Raw genomic sequence first — 17,815 nt, 5'->3', positions numbered from 1 at the left:
ATGCTTACACGGGTCATAGTAACAGCTCTCGTCGGAATCGGCGTGACTTCGACAGTAGCTTCGGCGGAAACGGCTTCCTCGGTCAGCATGGACGGCACCATTCACTTCTCTCTTGGAACGGGAACGTTTAAAGAGCCGGCGAACGAAGACGTCGACGCGCGCAGCCTGAGATTTTCATTCGAAGGCAATCTCAACCTAAGCGAAAAGTTCAAAATCGGCATCGATATTTCGCACTCCAAACTGAACCTAAGTCGGGCGGGGAACCCCGATTTCGATATCGACTTTACACGAATCAGTGTTGCGCCGACATATTCCTTCGGAAATGGCGTCCATACCGGATTCTATCTCCAAGACGCCTCAGCGGGCATCACAGGTTTCTCGCTGAATTTCGAAAGCTACGGAGCCTTTGTCGGATACTCTGGCAACACTTTCTCTGTCGAAGGTTATGCCGGCAAAACGAGTTTTGGTGCTCTTGGCCCCGACGGCGTCGAGGGTGACGACGTAGGCGTTATTGGCACATTCAGGCCAGTGGAAAATCTGCAGATCTTTGCGCATTATAGCCGCGAAAAATTGGGCGTCGATTTTCCTGATGTATCTCTTTCCGCCATTGGCGCAGAGTATGAGTTCGGAAGCGGCTGGGCGGTGTTCGGCGCATTCTCGTCGACTGATGTCGCCAATAATGCAGCATCTGTCCGTCAGACCTCTATCGGTGTGTCCTATGATCTTGCGCAGCATGGGATGCCGGGGATTGTCTCCCTTGACTGGAGTGATACAGATTATGGCGTGATCGGCTTGAAGCAGAACATTGTCAGCTTGGGCTGGACCATCCCGTTTGGTGGCGCTGCTGCAGCACCGCAAACCTGCACGATGAACAATGCCCGCGGCAAGAATCGCTCAGCCTTTGCAGCCAGTCTGGAGTGCAACCCGGGCATCCTTTAACCGGGGGTCTCCCCGCTGAGGTTGTCAGTCTCGCTGCGATCGGAGGGAAACTCCGCGCGCAAAACGAGATCCAGACATCAATACACACGCCCGCGCACAGGTTGCGCGGGCGTATTTTCCACTTGTGGCTTGTGCAAGCGCACCCCGAAGTCTGGGACGTCTGATCAAGAACGAAGCCCAGCCCGGGGGCTTCGAGCAATAGTCTAGTCGCAAGGGAACGTCGGCTGATCCGCAAAAAGGGCAGATCACTCACCTACAGTTGCCCAAACCAAGCGGAACGGTCCAGATGAGCTCTCTCAAGAATGATAAAGACGGGAACCGCCTCCCCCCCCGCATCGGCAGTCTGTCGCAAAGGCCCGTCTTCATCCCAAACGTCAGTGTTTCGCCGATGCCTGGCCTGTCACACGTGACCTACCCGGATGCGCGCAGCTTCCGCCTTAAACAGATGCCGCGGCTTGCACCAAGGTCCGCAAATCATTCCAAATGGCCCTTCGAAGGTGGCTTATGCATAACTTCGGGTATGGATTGGACGGAACCATTTCCAACGCCCTAGATGGTGCCAAAATCATTATGTGAACAACGTAAAAAGACGCGGCATCGTGTTGTGGCGGGAGACATTTGGCGTTTCATGTTTCGTCGCAACACCGCCCATGCGGTCAAAAGCGGCTGTGCCGGGATCAACCTTGCCTGCCTTCGCTGCGCAGCCAATCCACAACCGATTGCGCGGCACCATTGCGCAAACCGCGCGGCGTGATGTTGACATAGTACTGCTTTCTCCATGCGATCGACTGATCAAAAAGCTGGATGACCCGTCCGGTTTCAATCTCGTGCTCGATCAGTGGCATCCAGCCAAGCGTTACACCCTGACCCTCAACAGCGCCCCGCATGACCGCGTTGGCATCCTCAAAGACGGGCCCCCGAAGCGGCTTAACACAGGCCACGTCCATCGCCGCAAACCAGTCGGCCCAACTTGATGTATCGCGTTGATGTATCAGCGGCATGTTAACAAGATCTGACGGGCTGTCGGGGCGGCCGAAGCGTTTGATCAATGAAGGGCTGGCAATGGCAAAGGGCGTTAGGGTCAGAAGCGGCCTAGCATTTTCTTCCGTGATATCGTCCCAAGAGATCACGATATCTGCATCGATGTCCTGCCCAGAGAGCCGCTGCGGGATCGGGACAACTTCAAGAGATATCTGCGGATGTTCCACCCAGAACGGTGCCAGCCGTGGCATCAGCCAGCGCGCGGCAAAGAAGGGCCCCGCCGCGATGCGGATGACCTGTCCGTTGGGGCTACGGCGGGTTCTGTCTACGGCCTGCGCCAACTGCGCAAAGGCTTGGGCGACATCTGTGCTCAGCTCGCGCCCTTGTTGGGTCAAGGTTACGTTCCGGCCGTCGCGCTCAAACAGCGGCACCCCAAGGTCTTTTTCGAGGGTCCTTATGTGATGGCTGATTGCCGTGGGCGAAACATTCAGAGCCTTGGCCGCGGATTTGAAGCTGCCCGTGCGGGCGGCATGGTCAAACGCGCGAAGTGCTTTGAGAGAGGGGAGCATGTTGATCCTAAGATTAGTTGAACTCATCTATTAGGAAGATTTTTGTCTTTGTAAACGAGGAATTTTACATCCTATCATAAGAGAAATTGGATGAGGAAGACTCACGTGCCACAGACACACAAGGCGCGGCGCGGGCGCAAGCAGCGGCAAAATGACACAAATACCTCGGCGGGTGCCCCCGTTTGGCCCGGTGTCACGGGGGGGCGGTTCAAACCTCTCACCGACAGCGAAGTTGCGGTGGTTGCTGAAGCGGTGCTGCGCCTTCTTGAAACGCTCGGCCTCAGTCAGGCCATCCCGTCGATGGTAGACCGCGTCGTGGCACGCGGTGGGCACTTCACTGAGGATAAGCGCCTGCTGTTTCCGCGCGATCTGGTCCTGAAGACAATTGCAGAGGCACGGCGTGACATCGTGCTTTGTGGTCAGGACCCCGCACATGACCTCGATCTATCTGGCTCTCGTGTGCACATGTCATCCGGCGGTGGTGCGCCGGGCGTCTTTGATCTGGAAGATGGGCACTACCGCGACGGATCTCTGCAAGACCTTTATGATGCGGCACGTATTTGTGATGCGATGGAAAACATCCACCATTTCTCGCGCTCTATCGTCGCCCGCGACATCGATGACAATGCGGTGATGGATATCAACACCGCCTATGCCTGTCTTGCAGGTACGTCCAAGCATGTGTCGGTGAGCGTCACAGAACCTGAGACAGTGCATGAACTTGCCGCCCTCTGTTATTCGCTGGCGGGCGGCGAGGCTGCCTTTCGCGCGCGTCCTTTTCTGACGGTCATGGTCTGCCATGTGGTCCCGCCCATGCGCTTTGCCGAAGAGGCGTGTGAGACGTTGGAAGCTGCCATTCTGGCAGGGTTCCCCGTGCAACTGATTTCAGCCGGACAAGCAGGTGCGACCAGCCCTGCGACTATCGCTGGATCATTGGTGCAGGCTGTTGCAGAAACATTGGCCGGACTGGTTTTTGCGTGCCTCGTCGATCCGGATGTGCGGGCGATCTTTGCGCCAAAGCCGTTGGTCGCTGATTTGCGCACCGGCTCAATGTGCGGCGGCGGCGGCGAACAGGCGATCCTGATGGCAGCCGCGGCGCAGATGGGGCGGCACTATGATCTTCCGACCTCGTCGATAGCGGGGATTACGGATGCCAAAACGCTGGATGCGCAATTCGGGTCGGAGAAATGTCTCGCCGTGACGATGGCGGCGCATGCCGGGTCCAATCTGATCACCCAGTCTTGCGGGATGCAGGCAAGCCTGCTTGGCGTGTCGCTTGAGGCCTATGTGGCTGATAACGACATGTTGGGGAACATCCTGCGCACCCTGCGCGGGGTCGAGGTGACGCCTGACAACATTGCCGAGGATGTGATTGCTAATGTCTGTCGTGGCGAGGGGCATTATCTGGGGCAGGCCCATACGTTTGAGCGGATGAAATCAGATTACTTTTATCCCCATATCGGGGATCGGCGCACGCCAAGGGACTGGGAAAGTGACGGATCAAGCACTATCGGGGACCGCGCGCGGGACGTTGCGCGGCAATTGATTGCCGAACATTTCCCGGCGCATCTGGATGACGCACGGGACGCACAGTTGCGTGCAGCCTTTGACATCAGATTGCCGCGCCAAGCCATGAGCAAATCATCATGAGTGGAAACGAAGACCTGTCCGGTCGCGCCCGCGCCGCCCTCCCCGGCGGGGTCAGCCACGAATTACGCTATCGCACGCCGCATCCGATATTCATTGAACGCGCGGCGGGCGCCGAAAAGTGGGACGTGGAGGGCCGCCGCTACATCGATTTCAAAATGGGCAGTGCCAGTCAGATGCTGGGCCATTCCCATCCTGATATTGTCGAGGCTTTGCAACGGGCTACCACCACTGCGATTTTCAGCGCGGATTGTCATCTGGGCGAGATTGAATGGGCTGAATGGGTGAACCAGCTCCTCCCCTGCGCAGAACGCACGCGGTTCTGTGCATCAGGATCAGAGGCGACGATGCTGGCGATCCGGCTGGGGCGCGCGTTCAGCGGCAAACCCGGCGTGTTGCGCATTGATGGTCATTATCACGGCTGGCACGACCATGCGCTGAAGGGTGCCAGGCCCGGCAGCGACCGCGCAACCTCGCTTGGCGTGCCAGATGCGATCAGCTACTTGATCACCATTTGCGCCGCCAACCCCCAAGCGATGGAAGGCGCGCTGCAAGACCAACAGATCGGAACCGTGATCATCGAAGCATCGGGGGCGAATTACGGATCAGTCCCGCTGGCCACAGATACGCTTCAAGCGTTGCATGATGTGGCACGCAAAGCGGGTGTGGTTTTGATCTTCGACGAAATCATAACCGGGTTTCGCTGGTCCCCAGGCGGTCGGCAGGCGCGGGACGGGATCGTGCCGGACCTGACCACATTGGCCAAGATCGTCACGGGCGGATTACCCGGTGGCGCGGTCTGCGGCAAAGCTGAAATCATGGAGCTGATGAACAACGCTGAAACGCGCGATGGGCTTTCCCCCCCGGTCAGCCACAAAGGCACATTCAACGCCTCGCCCCTGGTTGCGGCGGGAGCCAATGCGGCGATGAAGCATCTATCAACCGGTGCGCCGCAGCGTCAGGCGGATGCGATGGCGGCATTGCTGCGCGCGGGTATTGCGACACTGATGGCGCGGCTCGGGATTGCGGGCACGGTCTACGGCGACAGTTCGACCTGCCACATGTATTTCGGGGAGGCACCCATGGAGGGGCTGACTCCTGCGCAAATCCGAACCGTTCAACCCGATTTGGTGAACGGATTGCGCGGGGGGCTGTTGGAACGGGGCGTTGATCTGATGTCGCATACATCCTGCGTCACGTCCGCCGCGCATACCCCTGCCTTGATCGACGAAGCTTTGGGCGCATTCGAAAGCACGTTTGCGGCCTTAATCAAAGACGGAGTGATCGCAACATGAGCATGCTCCCAAGTCACGCTCGCACGGTCATCATTGGTGGCGGTGTTGTTGGCTGTTCCATAGCCTATCATCTGGCGCGTGAGGGCCGCCGCGACATCGTCGTGCTGGAACGCTCCAAGCTGACCAGCGGCACAACGTGGCATGCCGCCGGGCTTGTGCGGCGCTTGCGCCCGTCCGCGACGCTGACCAAACTGATCAATTATTCCATTGATCTATATAAGGAACTGGAAACGGAAACCGGCCAACAAACCGGATTTGTCCAAACCGGCAGCCTCTCCATCGCCACCCATGAGGATCGGCTGACGACGCTCAAACGGCAAGTCAGCCTTGGCCGCGCCTTCGGGCTTGAGGCAGAGGTGATTGATGCCAAGCGTGCGGGTGAATTGTGGCCCCTGATCCGCACCGATGATGTGATCGGCGCGGTCTGGTCGCCCGCGGATGGGCGGGTGAACCCATCCGATGTGGCGTTGGCTTTGTCCAAGGGCGCGAAAGCACGTGGCGTTTCGTTTTTCGAAGACACGCGCGTGACGAGCCTGCGCAAAAGCGGCGGCCGGATTAGTGGCGTTGAGGTCGGCGAGCATGTGATTGAGGCCAATGAGGTGGTGATCGCCTGTGGGCTCTGGTCGCGCGAAGTGGCCGAGATGGCAGGCGCGCATATGCCGCTTTATGCCTGCGAGCACTTCTACATCCTGACCAAGCCATTGCCCGAAGTGAAGGCGCTCGGGCGTGGCGCACATCTGCCCACCCTCAACGATCAAGATGCCTTTCTGTATGCCCGCGACGATGTCGAAGGGTTGCTGGTCGGATCGTTCGAGCCCAACGCCAAAGGCCTGCCGCTGTCCCGCCTTCCCGCCGATTTCAGCTTTGATCTGCTGGACGAAGACTGGGACCATTTCACGCCGATGATGGAAAACGCGTTGCGACGTATTCCGGCGCTTGAGACCGCCGAGGTGCGGATGCTGCTAAACGGACCAGAAAGCTTCACGCTCGACAGCCAGTTCATGCTGGGTGAAAGCCCGGATGTGCCGGGGCTGTTCTTAATGGGTGGTATGAATTCCAGCGGTATTGCGCTGGCCGGTGGCGCTGGCAAAGCGCTGGCCGAATGGATCATCGCAGGCCACCCGACGATGGAGTTGAACGAGGCCGATATCCGGCGCTTTGGCCCCGAGATGAATGTGCTTGGGGCTTTGGAAGCGCGTATCCCCGAAGTGCTCGGGCGACATTACGATATCTCTTACCCCGGTCTGGCGATGGACACGGCACGGGGGCAGCGGCGCACGCCGATCCACGGGGCTCTCTACGATGCAGGCGCGCGCTTTGCCGGAATGGCCGGATGGGAACGTGCCGTGCATTTCGGAGGTGAGGCCGCGCATTTGCCGCTGACATTCAGCGCACCTGCGTGGCGGGATCGGGTCGGGGCCGAGGTCGAAGCTTGTCAGACAGGGGCCGCAATCATCGACCAATCTGCTTTTGGCAAGATCATGGTGCAAGGGCCGGATGCCTGCGCTTTCCTCAACCGAATATGTGCGAGCCAGATGGATGTCCCGCCGGGTCGGATCGTCTATTCTCAAATCCTCAACGCGCGTGGCGGGATCGAATCCGATGTGACCGTGCAGCGCCACGGCCCCGAGACCTATCTAATGATCACCGGTGCTGGCGAAGTGGTCCGCGATTTGATGCATATGCGGCGCGAAAAAGGCACGGCACGGGTAGAGATCACCGATGTCACAAGCGGTTGGGCCATCATCGGGCTGGCAGGCGCGCGGGCGCATGAAGTTCTGCAAAAAGCCAGCGCGGCGCCTGTTCCAGCGCTCAAACCCTTTGGTTTCGCGCCTGTCGAGGTCGGGCTGGCGCGCGGGTTTGCCGGAAAGCTTAGCTACACAGGGCAAGCAGGCTATGAGCTCTATATTGCGTCCGACATGGCGATGGCCGCCCATGACGCATTGGTCGCCGCCGGGGCCAGCCACGCCGGGCTTTATGCCACCGGCAGTTTGCGGATCGAGGCGGGCTTTCGTGCGTGGGGGCACGAACTCACGCCCGGCACAACGCCGCATGAGGCGGGGTTGGACCACTTCTGCGCTTGGGAGACTGATTTCATCGGCAAGGCGGCGCTGGCGGATCACTCTCCGCAACGACAGATCGCGACTCTGCTGTTTGACAGCCCTGATGCGGTTCCGATCCATGATGAACCGATCTGGTTTGACGGACATGTCGCGGGGCAGGTCACCTCTGCCGCGTGGAACTATACCCACGGTCGAACGGCGGCGTTGGCGATGCTGACCATGCCACTTGACCGCCTGCGCGCAGGCGAAATCGTTGACCTGTTCGAGGTGGAAATTGCCTGCACCCGTTTTAGCGCCCGCGCCGCCCTTGCCCCCTTGAAGGATTGGAAGACATGACACGCACCGTCCAATGCGCCGTTATCGGCGGCGGGATTATGGGGGTCGCGGCCCTTTATCAACTGGCAGAGCATGGCTGGACCGATACGGTTTTGTTCGAAAAGGCAGAACTGACGTCTGGGTCGACGTGGCACGCGGCGGGGCAGATTGCCCATGCGGTGGGCTCGCGTCTCTCGGGCTGGATCAACAAAACATCCATCGCGACCTATAAGAGGGTCGAGCAAACAACCGGCCAAAGCATCGGCTGGCACGAGGTCGGCGGCTTCCGCGTGGCGTATGATGACGACGAAGTCGATTGGATGAAATCCATCATGGGCGTGGGGCGGTTACTGGATCTGCCGATGGAACTGGTCGGGCCCGAGGACGTCAAAAAAGGTAATCCGTTTTACAACACCGAAGGCATGAAAGCCGCTGTTCAAACCTTTGAGGACGGGCATATCGACCCCTCCAGCGTGACGCAGGCCCTCGCCCTTGCTGCGCGCAATCGCGGGGCCAAGATCGAACGACACACCCTGATCACAGGAGCGGCGCGCAAAGGCAACATGTGGCGGCTGACCACCGACAAAGGCGAGGAGGTCTTGGCCGAACATGTTGTCATCGCCGCTGGATCTTATGCCAATCAGGTGGGCGCTTGGTTCGGGCTCAAAATCCCCTCCGTATCTTGCCTGCACCACTATCTGGTGACCGACACGGTTCAAGAATTTCTGGACCGTCCCGAATTGCCCGTGATGCGCGACAATTCCTTTGGCGGCTACATCCGGCAAGAGCAGAAATCGGGCCTGATCGGCATCTATGAAGGCCATGTCTGCCCGACAGTCTGGACAATGCCCGAAGGCGCGCCCTGGCAGGCGGAGAATGAGCTGTTCGAGGCGGACTACGACAGCATCGGTGATTTCCTTATGCGCGCCTTTGACCGAATGCCGATCCTTGAAAATCTGGGCATCAAGCGGGTCGTACGCGGGGCAATCACCCATACGCCGGACGGCGGGATGCTGGTGGGGCCATCGGGTGCGCCGAACGTCTGGCTGGCCTGTGGATCATCCATTGGTCTCGCCTGGGGTGGTGGGGCCGGACAGATATTGGCCGAATGGATGACCAGCGGTGAAACAAGCCAGAACACGCGGTCCATGGATCCGCGCCGTTATGGCGATTTTGCGGATGACACGTTCATTGTCGAACGCACCAAAGACGAATTCATGCGCCGCCACGACACCCCAGTGCCGGGCAAACAGTTCCATAGCCTACGGCCCGTACGCCGCCATGTTCTTTATGATCGGCTTGCGGCCAAAGGTGCGGTCTTTGGCGAAGTTGCCGGATGGGAACGCCCGCGCTGGTTTGCGGATACGCCGGGTGAACCAGATCGCAATGGCTGGCACCGCCAAGACTGGCACGAAAACGTCGCGGCAGAAGTCAAAGCCGTACGCGAGGCCGCCGGCGTCATCGACTTGTGTGCCTTTTCTCAGATCGAGGTTAAGGGACCGGATGCACGAGCGTTGTTTGAGCGCGTGAGTGCCAACAAGGTCCCCAGCTCGGGCCGCATTGCGCTCTGCCACCTGCTGACCGATGCAGGCAAGTTCGAGACGGAAGTGACCGTCTGTTGTCTTGGGCCCGACACCTATTTTGTCGGGTCGGCGATCGCCCGCACCAATGCCGATGCCGACTGGTTGAAGTCTCATATCTTGCCAGATGAAAAAGTCACCATCACCAATCTGAGCCAAAACTGGGGCATGCTGGCGTTGTCGGGGCCTGCCTCGCGCGATATTTTAGGCCAGATCACCGATGCGGACCTTTCAAACGCGGGGTTCCCGTGGCTAACCGGGCAAGAAATCGCTGTTGCGGATCAACACTGTCTTGCGTTGCGGGTGTCGTTCACCGGCGAATTGGGGTGGGAATTACACGCACCGCTGGACGCCATCGGAGCAATCTATGATGCGCTCCATACCGCGGGGACCGATCACGGTTTACGCGATTTTGGCAGCCACGCCCTAAACGCGATGCGGATGGAAAAGGCCTATCCGGCCAGCGGCGAGTTAACGACGGATGTGGGGCTGGTTGAGGCCAATTTGATGCGGTTCTTCAAGCCCGACAACCGCACGTTTCTGGGGCGGGATGCGACGCTGAACACGGACGCGAAATGGCGCCTTGTCTACGCAGAGGTGGAGGCCACCACTCATGATTGCCACGGCGGCGAACCGGTTTTGGCAGGCGACACGGTTGTAGGGCTGACCACCTCGGGTGGTTACGGGCACAGCGTCGGCAAAAGCCTTGTCTTTGCATATCTGCGCGCCGATGCGCCGCAAACTGGCCTTTCGGTGCAACGGTTAAACGAACCCCATGCGCTGCATATGCTGGATGCACCTGTGTGGGACCCAAAAAGCGAAAGGCCAAGGACATGACAGCCCCAAGAGAGGCAAGGATCGAAAAGACGCTTCCTCTGCGCCGCTGGTTCCCAAAAATGAATGAAAACCGTGGCGCTGAAATCTACCGCCCCAAAGGCCCGGCGTTGCGACTGGTGCCCAAACCGAAAGGAAGCAAACCATGAGTGATACAATCACAGGGGGAGAAGCAGTCTACCGCGTCCTGAAGGCGAATGGTGTGACTACCGCCTTTGGGCTGTTGGGTGGGTCGATGCTGGAACTTTATGACGCCATGTACGCAGGCGGCGACATCGCCTATGTCGGGGCGCGCGATGAACGGGCGGCGGGCCATATGGCAGACGCCTATGCGCGGGTGAATGGCGGGCCGGGCGTTGTACTGGGCGCGCAAGCCGGGCCGGGAGTGGTCAATCTAGTGACCGCCGTGGCCGAGGCGCAGCTGGCCTATTCCCCCCTGGTCGTGATCGCAGGCGCGATCAGTCGCGGGGATCAAGGCAAGGACACCTTTCAAGAGGTTGATCAGGTCGCGCTTTTTGCGCCCATCTCAAAACGCTCGATCATGGTGACGGACGCCGCGCGTCTGGCCCCGATGCTTGAAGACGCGATCCGTTTGGCGATGTCAGGACGACGCGGTCCGGTGGTGCTCCACGTCCCGCGTGATTTGTTCTCAGCCGAGGTCCCAGCAATTGAACCCGTCGCGGTGAAAACTGCCAAGGCAGGTCCGCCAGCAGCAAGCGATGTTGCTGCGATCAGAGCGATGATTACTGGCGCGAAACGGCCAGTCATTTTTGCAGGTGGGGGTTTCAAATGGGCGGCAGGTACAGCCGCCCTGACCGCCTTGGCTGAGACGTTGGAAGTGCCCGTCGTCGCTTCCACGGGCCACGCCGATGTCATGGCGCACGGGCATCCGTGGTTCGCAGGGCAAGGTGGCCCGCGCGGCAATCGCGTTGCAAGCCGCCTGACCCGTGAGGCCGATGTGATCGTGGTTCTGGGCGCACGACTTGGCTTTAACTCGACGTTTCATAGCGCGGAATATGTGAACCCAGCCGCGCGGATCGCCCATGTGGATATTGAGGGCAGCGCTGTGGGTCGCTATTTCCCCGTCGAGATTGCGGTGCAGGCAGATGCCTATGAAACAGCGCTTGCCCTGATGGATACGCCCGCACCCGACATTGCCGCTTGGCGGACAGGCTTTACCGCTGACATGGCATCATTGGTGGCAGAACGGGAAGACGAGGCCCGGATTGGAACCTTGCCCATGCATCCCAGACGCGCCTTGGCCGAAATTCGCGCGGTCCTGCCGCGGGACGCCATTGTCACGCTCGATACCGGCAACACCTGCCTTCAGGCCGCCGACCGACTAGCGCATTACCATTCCCCGGGTCTTGTGACACCGCTGGATTTCGGGCTTGTCGGGTTCGGCATGCCTGCGGCTATCGGGGCCAAGGCGGCGGCCCCCGATCGTCCGGTGATCGCCATCATGGGCGATGGGTCCATGGGGTATACGATGATCGAGGTGCAGACCGCCGTAAGTCACAAGCTGGCGGTGATCTTTATCGTCCTCGACAATCAGGCCTGGGGTGCCGAGAAGGCTTACCAAGAGGAGTTCTTTGGTGGGCGTTTGCTGGGCGCCGAGATCGACAGCCCACGCTTTGACCAATTCGCAGAGCTGTGCGGCGCGCGCGGCTTTTGGGTTGAGGGACCGGGCGAGATGGGGCCGGCACTGGAACAGGCGCTCGCCAGCGGCGAAACCTGCGTCATTCAGGGGCGGATTGATCCGGCGGCTCTGATGACACTGCGCAAGGATTTGTTTAAGTCTGCTAAATGACAACTCCCTTTGATATCATCGTGGTAGGCGGCGGCAATGCGGCCCTGTGCGCCGCAATCGAGGCGTCCGAGGCGGGCGCGCGCGTGTTGATCCTAGAAGCCGCGCCAAAGCCCTATCGGGGCGGCAATTCGCGCCACACCCGCAATTTTCGGTGCATGCATGATGGTCCCTTATCCGTGCTGATCGAAAGCTACGTTGAGGACGAGTATTTTGACGATCTGATGCGCGTGACCAAGGGCAACACGGATGAGGCTCTTGCGCGAATGGTCATCCGGACCTCGCAAGATTGCCTGCCATGGATGGAGGCCCATGGGGTGCGGTTTCAACCGTCGTTGTCTGGCACATTGAGCTTGGGGCGCACCAACGCGTTCTTCCTTGGTGGCGGCAAGGCGCTGGTAAATGCCTATTACCGCACCGCGCAGGCGTTGGGTGTCGAGGTGCACTACGAGACCGAAGTGGTGCATGTGGGCATGACAGAAGGTGCTTTTACCCATGTGGAGTTGAAAGACGGTACTCGGATCGAAGGCCACGCTCTGGTAATCGCCTCAGGTGGATTTCAGGCCGACCTGGACTGGCTGGCCGAAGCCTGGGGTCCTGCGGCACGTAACTTCCTGATCCGTGGTACGCCCTATAATCGAGGCGTCGTGCTGCGCGATATGCTGGATCAGGGCGCCGGTAGCGTTGGCGATCCGACCCAATGTCATGCGGTGGCCATCGACGGGCGTGCGCCCAAGTTTGACGGTGGCATTGTTACGCGGCTTGATTGCGTGCCGTTTTCGGTCGTGGTCAACAAACACGGCCTACGGTTTTATGACGAAGGTGAAGACGTCTGGCCCAAGCGCTATGCCATCTGGGGGCGGCTGGTGGCGGCCCAGCCCGATCAGGTCGCTTATTCCATCATAGACCGCCGCTCGCGTGATCTGTTCATGCCGTCGGTATTCCCCCCGATCGAGGCGGACACACTTGACGATCTGCGCATCAAGCTCGGCCTGCCCGAAGCGGTGATGCAGACGTTCGAGGCTTTCAATGCCGCCTGTTCGGACGGCCCCTTTAAACCGCAAGAATTGGATGGTCTGGCCACGGATGGTGTCACTCCGCCCAAAACCAACTGGGCACGTCCACTGACAAAACCCCCGTTCTACGCATATGAACTGCGCCCCGGCGTCACCTTCACCTATCTGGGCCTCAAGGTCGACGAAACCGCGCGCGTGCATGCCAATGGCGCGCCACTGTCCAATGTCTGGGCTGCGGGTGAGATCATGGCCGGATCGATCCTAGGCGAAGGCTATCTGGCGGGGTTTGGAATGACGATTGGTACAGTCTTTGGCCGCATCGCAGGCAAGGAGGCCGCAGCCCATGTCCGTTGAAACAGTCCAGGAAGCGCGACGTCAGATCGAGATTTGTAACGCTTGCCGTTATTGCGAAGGTTATTGCGCGGTCTTTCCGGCGATCACGCGACAAACCGCTTTTGCCGATGGTGACATCACCCAACTGGCCAATCTGTGTCACAACTGCCGTGGCTGTTATTATGCCTGCCAATATACCGAGCCACATGAGTTTGCGATCAATCTGCCGCGCGCGCTGGCAGAGGTCCGTACTGACATTTGGAAGGAATTGGCATGGCCGTCCGGGTTTGGTCGGGCCTACGACCGTCACGGCATGGCCATCGCGACCATGGTTGTGGTGTGCCTATGTTTGTTGGCTTTCTCGGTCAGCTCACTGCAACCAGCGGCGGGTGAGGGTTTTTACGCCTATATGAGCCACGGCCTGATGGTGGCGATCTTTGCCCCTGCGTTCTTTTTGCCTCTGTTGGCGATGGCCGTCTCGGTCCGGCGATATTGGCGGAATGTCGGCGGCGGCGCCGTGACATGGAGGGCCGTGGCATGCGCATTTCATGACGTGGCCACCATGCGCAACCTTGCTGGTGGGCAAGATCAGGGGTGTAACTTTGAGGACGAAGACCGGTTCAGCAACGCACGCCGCGTGGCACACCAACTGACGCTCTGGGGTTTTTTATTGTGCTTTGCATCGACGTCCTCTGGCACGGTTCTGCATTATGTTTTTGATATGCCTGCGCCTTATGGGGTTTTCAGCCTTCCGAAACTCCTCGGGATACCTGGTGGCCTGATGCTGAGCGGCGGCACGCTCTGGATGGTGAGGCTCAAACTACAAGCGGGTGACGGCCTGTCTGATGCGCGCGTTCGGGGCGGCGATATGGCATTTGTGGTTTTGCTCTTTGCAGTGAGCACATCTGGATTGCTGCTTTACTTAGCCACGCATACCCGCCTCGTGCCCTATATGCTGACGTTTCACCTTGCCACGGTACTGACACTGTTTCTGACGCTTCCGTATTCAAAATTCGTGCATGGGTTCTATCGGCTGGCAGCACTTATCGGGAATGTACAAAGAGCGCGCTGAGTTCGCGCGATGCGAATTACCCAAATCGAATGTCAGCAAAGCGTGGAAAGCTGAATTGCATTCAACAGCAGCGAAATTGCGCTTTGTCCCGCATCTTACCAGTTGATGCGTGGCGCAGCGAACGACGATGTTTCCCGGACCGGCCACTCATGACCGGTGCGGCGAAAGGGTCGAAAGAGCCCACTGTACCTAATGCTGCGCTACGCAGAAATGGGCTTGAACCGCGCACTGCTGCCATTTGCCGTCGTAAGGTTGACCTAGAACGGGCCTTGGCCTCCCTGCGTAGATTATGAACTTACAGCTGGTGGTGACATTGGAAACTATTGCCCAATTCACGAAAATGCTGCCCCGTATGAGACGAGCATGTTATCTGGGTTTTGACCAGCCGATCGCGACAATCTTTACCGTCCAGTTTCACAGATAGCGCTTGCAAGTACTGGAGGTCATTGGGCGCTCTTAGCATTTTTGAGCTAGTCTGATCCGGGTTGCATTCGTCAGCTACTCAAATAAATCGAGCTCCTCATCGATAGCCGCCAGCGTCGAGATGCGCTGACTGACCGCTTCGGGGTTGCGGCCCAGATAAGCCACGGCGATCAGCCGCAAGACGGATAGCATCGTCGCATGTGTAGGAAGCGCGCCGTAGCTGGCAACGTGGCACGGTAGAACAACCTCGGAGAACCGCTCCGCCTGTGGGGCATAGGCGTGATCGGTCAGCGTGATGACGCGCATCCGCGTGGTGCGCGCATGGGCAAGCAGGGGGCGCAACACCTTTGGGCGTGGCTCAAAAGTCAAGAGGACCAACGCATCACGGGGGCCTGTCATCGACAACTCATTTGCCCAGGTATGTCCCTGTCCCTGCAACTCATGAACACCGTGCCGTAGCCGCGCAAACAGCGACCGACCCAACCGAGCCAGCCCCTGTTCATCGCCAAAACCGACAAACCAGACGCGGGGTGCTTCTTCCAGAACTTGAGAGATGTCCGGCAGCAGATCCGAGCGCAACTCCTCAAAGGTGCGGGTCAGATTGCGCAGCTCCAGTTCAAGGTGATCGGAGATGGTTCGCCCAAATGTCGCAGGCTCGGGAATCGTTTCCACGTCTGAATAAGGTTCCCGCCGATTGCGCTCTTCGCGGGCCTGCAGGCGGACCTCTTCAAAGTCGGCATAGCCCAAACTGCGGAAAAAACGGGCAGTTGTCGCCTTGGACACTCCGGCCTTCGCCGCAAGTTCCGTCGCCGTGTGCGTTTCAACAAGGCTCTGATTCTGCAACAAAACATGTTCGATCTTCTTTTCGCTCGACGTCAGGCGCGCAGAACGTTCCTGAATTCTGAGGATTAGTCTTGAGGCCATGGAAAACGATTTCTCTTGACGTTTGGAACACCTGTTTCATGATAGTGAAACAATGAAACACATGAAATGAGCAAAATGTCGACCTCCAAGACCATCCGCGAAAAGATATGGACGAAACTAAAGGACGTGGCGAGGCCAGACACCCGGTTTCACATGAACTTTGCTGAAGTCATCCCCGATTTTGAAGGCTCGGAAGCCGCAACCGACCGCGTCGTCCAGAGCGAGGCTTACCAGAACAGCCGCTTTGCCTTTATCACACCTGACAATTGCCTTGCCGATCTACGGCGCCGGATGATCGAGGATGGCAAGCCCTTTGTCATGTCCACCTATGGGATATACCGTGGCTTTCTCTACCTTGACCCAACCACGGTGCCCGAAGGAGCTGCTCTCTATGCCTCCTGGCTTGATGGTATGGAGCATTTCGGCGTCCCGATCACGCTTGAAGAGATCGCGCAGAAAGGGCGGTTTGATTATCTGGTGACTGGGGCATCGGCGGTATCGGTCAACGGTGTCCGTTTTGGAAAAGGCCACGGCTTCTTTGATCTCGAATGGGGCATGTTCACCGATCTTGGCCTTGTGGGTGAACATACGCCAGTTCATGCCGTCGTCCATGATGTGCAGCTTGTCGAAGAGCAATTGCAGCCCTCTGAGACCGATATTCTGGTTGATACCATCCTGACGCCGAACAAAACGCATGTGGTCGAACGCCGGGCCAAGCGGCCGCGTGGTGTGAAATGGCCATTGCTCGAACCCAAACAGATTTCTGAAACCCCGCCCTTGCAAGAGCTTCAGCGCCTTCAAGGCCTCGCATGATCACCCAAACAAAGGAGACCCTTCTCATGACACTCAGACTGAACCGCCGCCGTTTCCTTGGTACAGCCGCTGCAAGCGCTGCAGCGACTTCGCTGCCGCTTCGGGCCAGTGCAGCCACACCTTTCACCATGCAGGCGGCCTGGATCAATGATGCCGAATTCGCAGGCTACTTCATTGGCATCGACGAAGGCTACTATGCCGGAGAAGGGTTGGACCTGGCCTATCTGTCCGGCGGCCCCGACGTGATCCCCGAAAGCACCATCATTGCAGGCCGCGCCGATCTGGCGCTGACCACGCCCGACACCACGATCAAGGCGATTGCCGAGCAGGGAGCGCCTTTCAAGATCATCGGCGCGCAATATCAGAAGAACCCGATTGGCATCGTGTCGCTTGTGTCGAACCCGATCAACGAACCCAAGGATCTGATCGGCAGGACGCTGGCCGTGCCACCGGTCAACGTGATTTCGGTAAACGCAATGCTGGCGCTGAACGGGATCGACCCATCGCAGGTCAATATCGTACCTTACGCCTATGACCCGACGCCACTCATTCAGGGCGAGATTGACGCCAGCCTCGATTTCACCACCAACGTTCCCTACACGATCAGTCAACAGGGTGTCGAAGCAACATCGTTCCTGCTCTACGATTTCGGCTTCACGATCTACAATGATACCGTCGTTGTGACAGAGGAAACGCTTGCCACCAAGCGTGCCGAACTTGTGTCGTGGCTGCGCGCTTCGCGCACGGGTTGGGACGAGAATTTCAAGGCTCCAAACCTCTGGCCGCCGAAATGGGCTGATACGTGGTTCGCAGGGACAGGCCGCACCATCGAAAACGAGATCTTTTTCAACAATGCCCAGCAGCCGCTGATGGAAAGCCCCGCAGGTTATATGGCGATGACCGAAGAGGGTATCGAAGCCAACCTGCGTGCGTTGTCCGAAGTGGGCATCAACGGCACGCGCGACATGTTCGACACCACCCTGCTTGAGGAGATTTGATGTCGGCCCCGGACGGGATTTCCCTTTCCGGGGTCTGCAAGACCTTTAGGGGGCGGGGCAAGATTGTCGAAGCACTGCGCGACGTGACCCTGTCCTGCCCCAAGGGATCCTTTACCGCGATCATTGGTCCGTCGGGCTGTGGCAAGTCGACGGTCATGCGCATCGCGCTTGGCCTTGAGTCGGCGGATTCCGGTGAGGTGCAGATC

The 17,815-nt window shown here is 58.9% G+C and carries 13 protein-coding genes; 11 read left to right on the top strand and 2 right to left on the bottom strand.

The window, feature by feature from the left end:
• The coding region (locus WAO69_RS10950; RefSeq protein WP_422178973.1) for a hypothetical protein at window positions 1-939 on the top strand (939 nt) is incomplete at its 5' end.
• Between the two features lie 677 nt (window positions 940-1,616).
• On the opposite strand, the gene WAO69_RS10945 is transcribed toward WAO69_RS10950, so the two are convergent.
• Complete coding sequence (locus WAO69_RS10945; protein WP_422178971.1) at window positions 1,617-2,489, bottom strand: LysR family transcriptional regulator; 873 nt, start codon at window positions 2,487-2,489, stop codon at window positions 1,617-1,619.
• A 105-nt stretch (window positions 2,490-2,594) separates the two neighbouring features.
• Between WAO69_RS10945 and WAO69_RS10940 the strand changes: the two genes are divergently transcribed.
• The 7 genes from WAO69_RS10940 to tcuB all read left to right on the top strand — a co-directional run bounded on the left by WAO69_RS10940 (window position 2,595) and on the right by tcuB (window position 14,451).
• Window positions 2,595-4,139, top strand: coding sequence for a trimethylamine methyltransferase family protein (locus WAO69_RS10940; protein ID WP_422178969.1), 1,545 nt, complete (start codon window positions 2,595-2,597; stop codon window positions 4,137-4,139).
• Entirely contained in the window at window positions 4,136-5,431 is a 1,296-nt protein-coding gene (locus WAO69_RS10935) for an aspartate aminotransferase family protein (RefSeq protein ID WP_422178967.1), read from the top strand. The genes WAO69_RS10940 and WAO69_RS10935 overlap by 4 nt, the downstream gene beginning before the upstream one ends.
• Complete coding sequence (locus WAO69_RS10930; RefSeq protein ID WP_422178965.1) at window positions 5,428-7,830, top strand: GcvT family protein; 2,403 nt, start codon at window positions 5,428-5,430, stop codon at window positions 7,828-7,830. Before WAO69_RS10935 ends, WAO69_RS10930 begins: the two co-directional genes overlap by 4 nt.
• On the top strand, window positions 7,827-10,226 hold the full coding sequence (locus WAO69_RS10925) for an FAD-dependent oxidoreductase (protein WP_422178963.1): 2,400 nt from the start codon (window positions 7,827-7,829) through the stop codon (window positions 10,224-10,226). Before WAO69_RS10930 ends, WAO69_RS10925 begins: the two co-directional genes overlap by 4 nt.
• Window positions 10,227-10,368: 142 nt before the next feature.
• On the top strand, window positions 10,369-12,033 hold the full coding sequence (locus WAO69_RS10920) for a thiamine pyrophosphate-binding protein (RefSeq protein ID WP_422178961.1): 1,665 nt from the start codon (window positions 10,369-10,371) through the stop codon (window positions 12,031-12,033).
• Window positions 12,030-13,400, top strand: a complete 1,371-nt coding sequence (tcuA, locus tag WAO69_RS10915; RefSeq protein ID WP_422178959.1) for an FAD-dependent tricarballylate dehydrogenase TcuA — start codon at window positions 12,030-12,032, stop codon at window positions 13,398-13,400. The genes WAO69_RS10920 and tcuA overlap by 4 nt, the downstream gene beginning before the upstream one ends.
• The gene (gene tcuB / locus WAO69_RS10910; RefSeq protein WP_422178957.1) at window positions 13,357-14,451 is read left to right on the top strand and encodes a tricarballylate utilization 4Fe-4S protein TcuB; all 1,095 of its coding nucleotides are present in this window, start codon (window positions 13,357-13,359) and stop codon (window positions 14,449-14,451) included. The genes tcuA and tcuB overlap by 44 nt, the downstream gene beginning before the upstream one ends.
• Window positions 14,452-14,949: 498 nt before the next feature.
• On the opposite strand, the gene WAO69_RS10905 is transcribed toward tcuB, so the two are convergent.
• On the bottom strand, window positions 14,950-15,798 hold the full coding sequence (locus WAO69_RS10905; protein WP_422178955.1) for a MurR/RpiR family transcriptional regulator: 849 nt from the start codon (window positions 15,796-15,798) through the stop codon (window positions 14,950-14,952).
• A gap of 66 nt (window positions 15,799-15,864) precedes the next feature.
• Between WAO69_RS10905 and WAO69_RS10900 the strand changes: the two genes are divergently transcribed.
• From WAO69_RS10900 to WAO69_RS10890, 3 genes are all read left to right on the top strand, one after another.
• The gene (locus WAO69_RS10900) at window positions 15,865-16,611 is read left to right on the top strand and encodes a 5-formyltetrahydrofolate cyclo-ligase (RefSeq protein ID WP_422178953.1); all 747 of its coding nucleotides are present in this window, start codon (window positions 15,865-15,867) and stop codon (window positions 16,609-16,611) included.
• Window positions 16,612-16,637: 26 nt separating this feature from the next.
• Window positions 16,638-17,609 (top strand): ABC transporter substrate-binding protein, encoded by a 972-nt coding sequence (locus WAO69_RS10895; protein WP_422178951.1) that lies wholly within the window; start codon window positions 16,638-16,640, stop codon window positions 17,607-17,609.
• The coding region (locus WAO69_RS10890; protein ID WP_422178949.1) for an ATP-binding cassette domain-containing protein at window positions 17,609-17,815 on the top strand (207 nt) is incomplete at its 3' end. The genes WAO69_RS10895 and WAO69_RS10890, both read left to right, overlap by 1 nt.

The sequence above is a fragment of the Aestuariivita sp. genome, assembly GCF_049276915.1.
In the GTDB taxonomy this organism is placed as follows: domain Bacteria; phylum Pseudomonadota; class Alphaproteobacteria; order Rhodobacterales; family Rhodobacteraceae; genus Aestuariivita.
This window is presented reverse-complemented; position numbering and strand designations above follow the sequence as displayed.

Excerpts from the sequence above, each read along its gene's own strand:
- WAO69_RS10945 (WP_422178971.1), bottom strand. The coding sequence starts at position 2,489 with ATGCTCCCCTCTCTCAAAGCACTTCGCGCGTTTGACCATGCCGCCCGC.
- WAO69_RS10935 (WP_422178967.1), top strand. The coding sequence starts at position 4,136 with ATGAGTGGAAACGAAGACCTGTCCGGTCGCGCCCGCGCCGCCCTCCCC.
- WAO69_RS10930 (WP_422178965.1), top strand. The coding sequence starts at position 5,428 with ATGAGCATGCTCCCAAGTCACGCTCGCACGGTCATCATTGGTGGCGGT.
- WAO69_RS10925 (WP_422178963.1), top strand. The coding sequence starts at position 7,827 with ATGACACGCACCGTCCAATGCGCCGTTATCGGCGGCGGGATTATGGGG.
- WAO69_RS10920 (WP_422178961.1), top strand. The coding sequence starts at position 10,369 with ATGAGTGATACAATCACAGGGGGAGAAGCAGTCTACCGCGTCCTGAAG.
- tcuA (WP_422178959.1), top strand. The coding sequence starts at position 12,030 with ATGACAACTCCCTTTGATATCATCGTGGTAGGCGGCGGCAATGCGGCC.
- WAO69_RS10905 (WP_422178955.1), bottom strand. The coding sequence starts at position 15,798 with ATGGCCTCAAGACTAATCCTCAGAATTCAGGAACGTTCTGCGCGCCTG.
- WAO69_RS10900 (WP_422178953.1), top strand. The coding sequence starts at position 15,865 with ATGAGCAAAATGTCGACCTCCAAGACCATCCGCGAAAAGATATGGACG.
- WAO69_RS10895 (WP_422178951.1), top strand. The coding sequence starts at position 16,638 with ATGACACTCAGACTGAACCGCCGCCGTTTCCTTGGTACAGCCGCTGCA.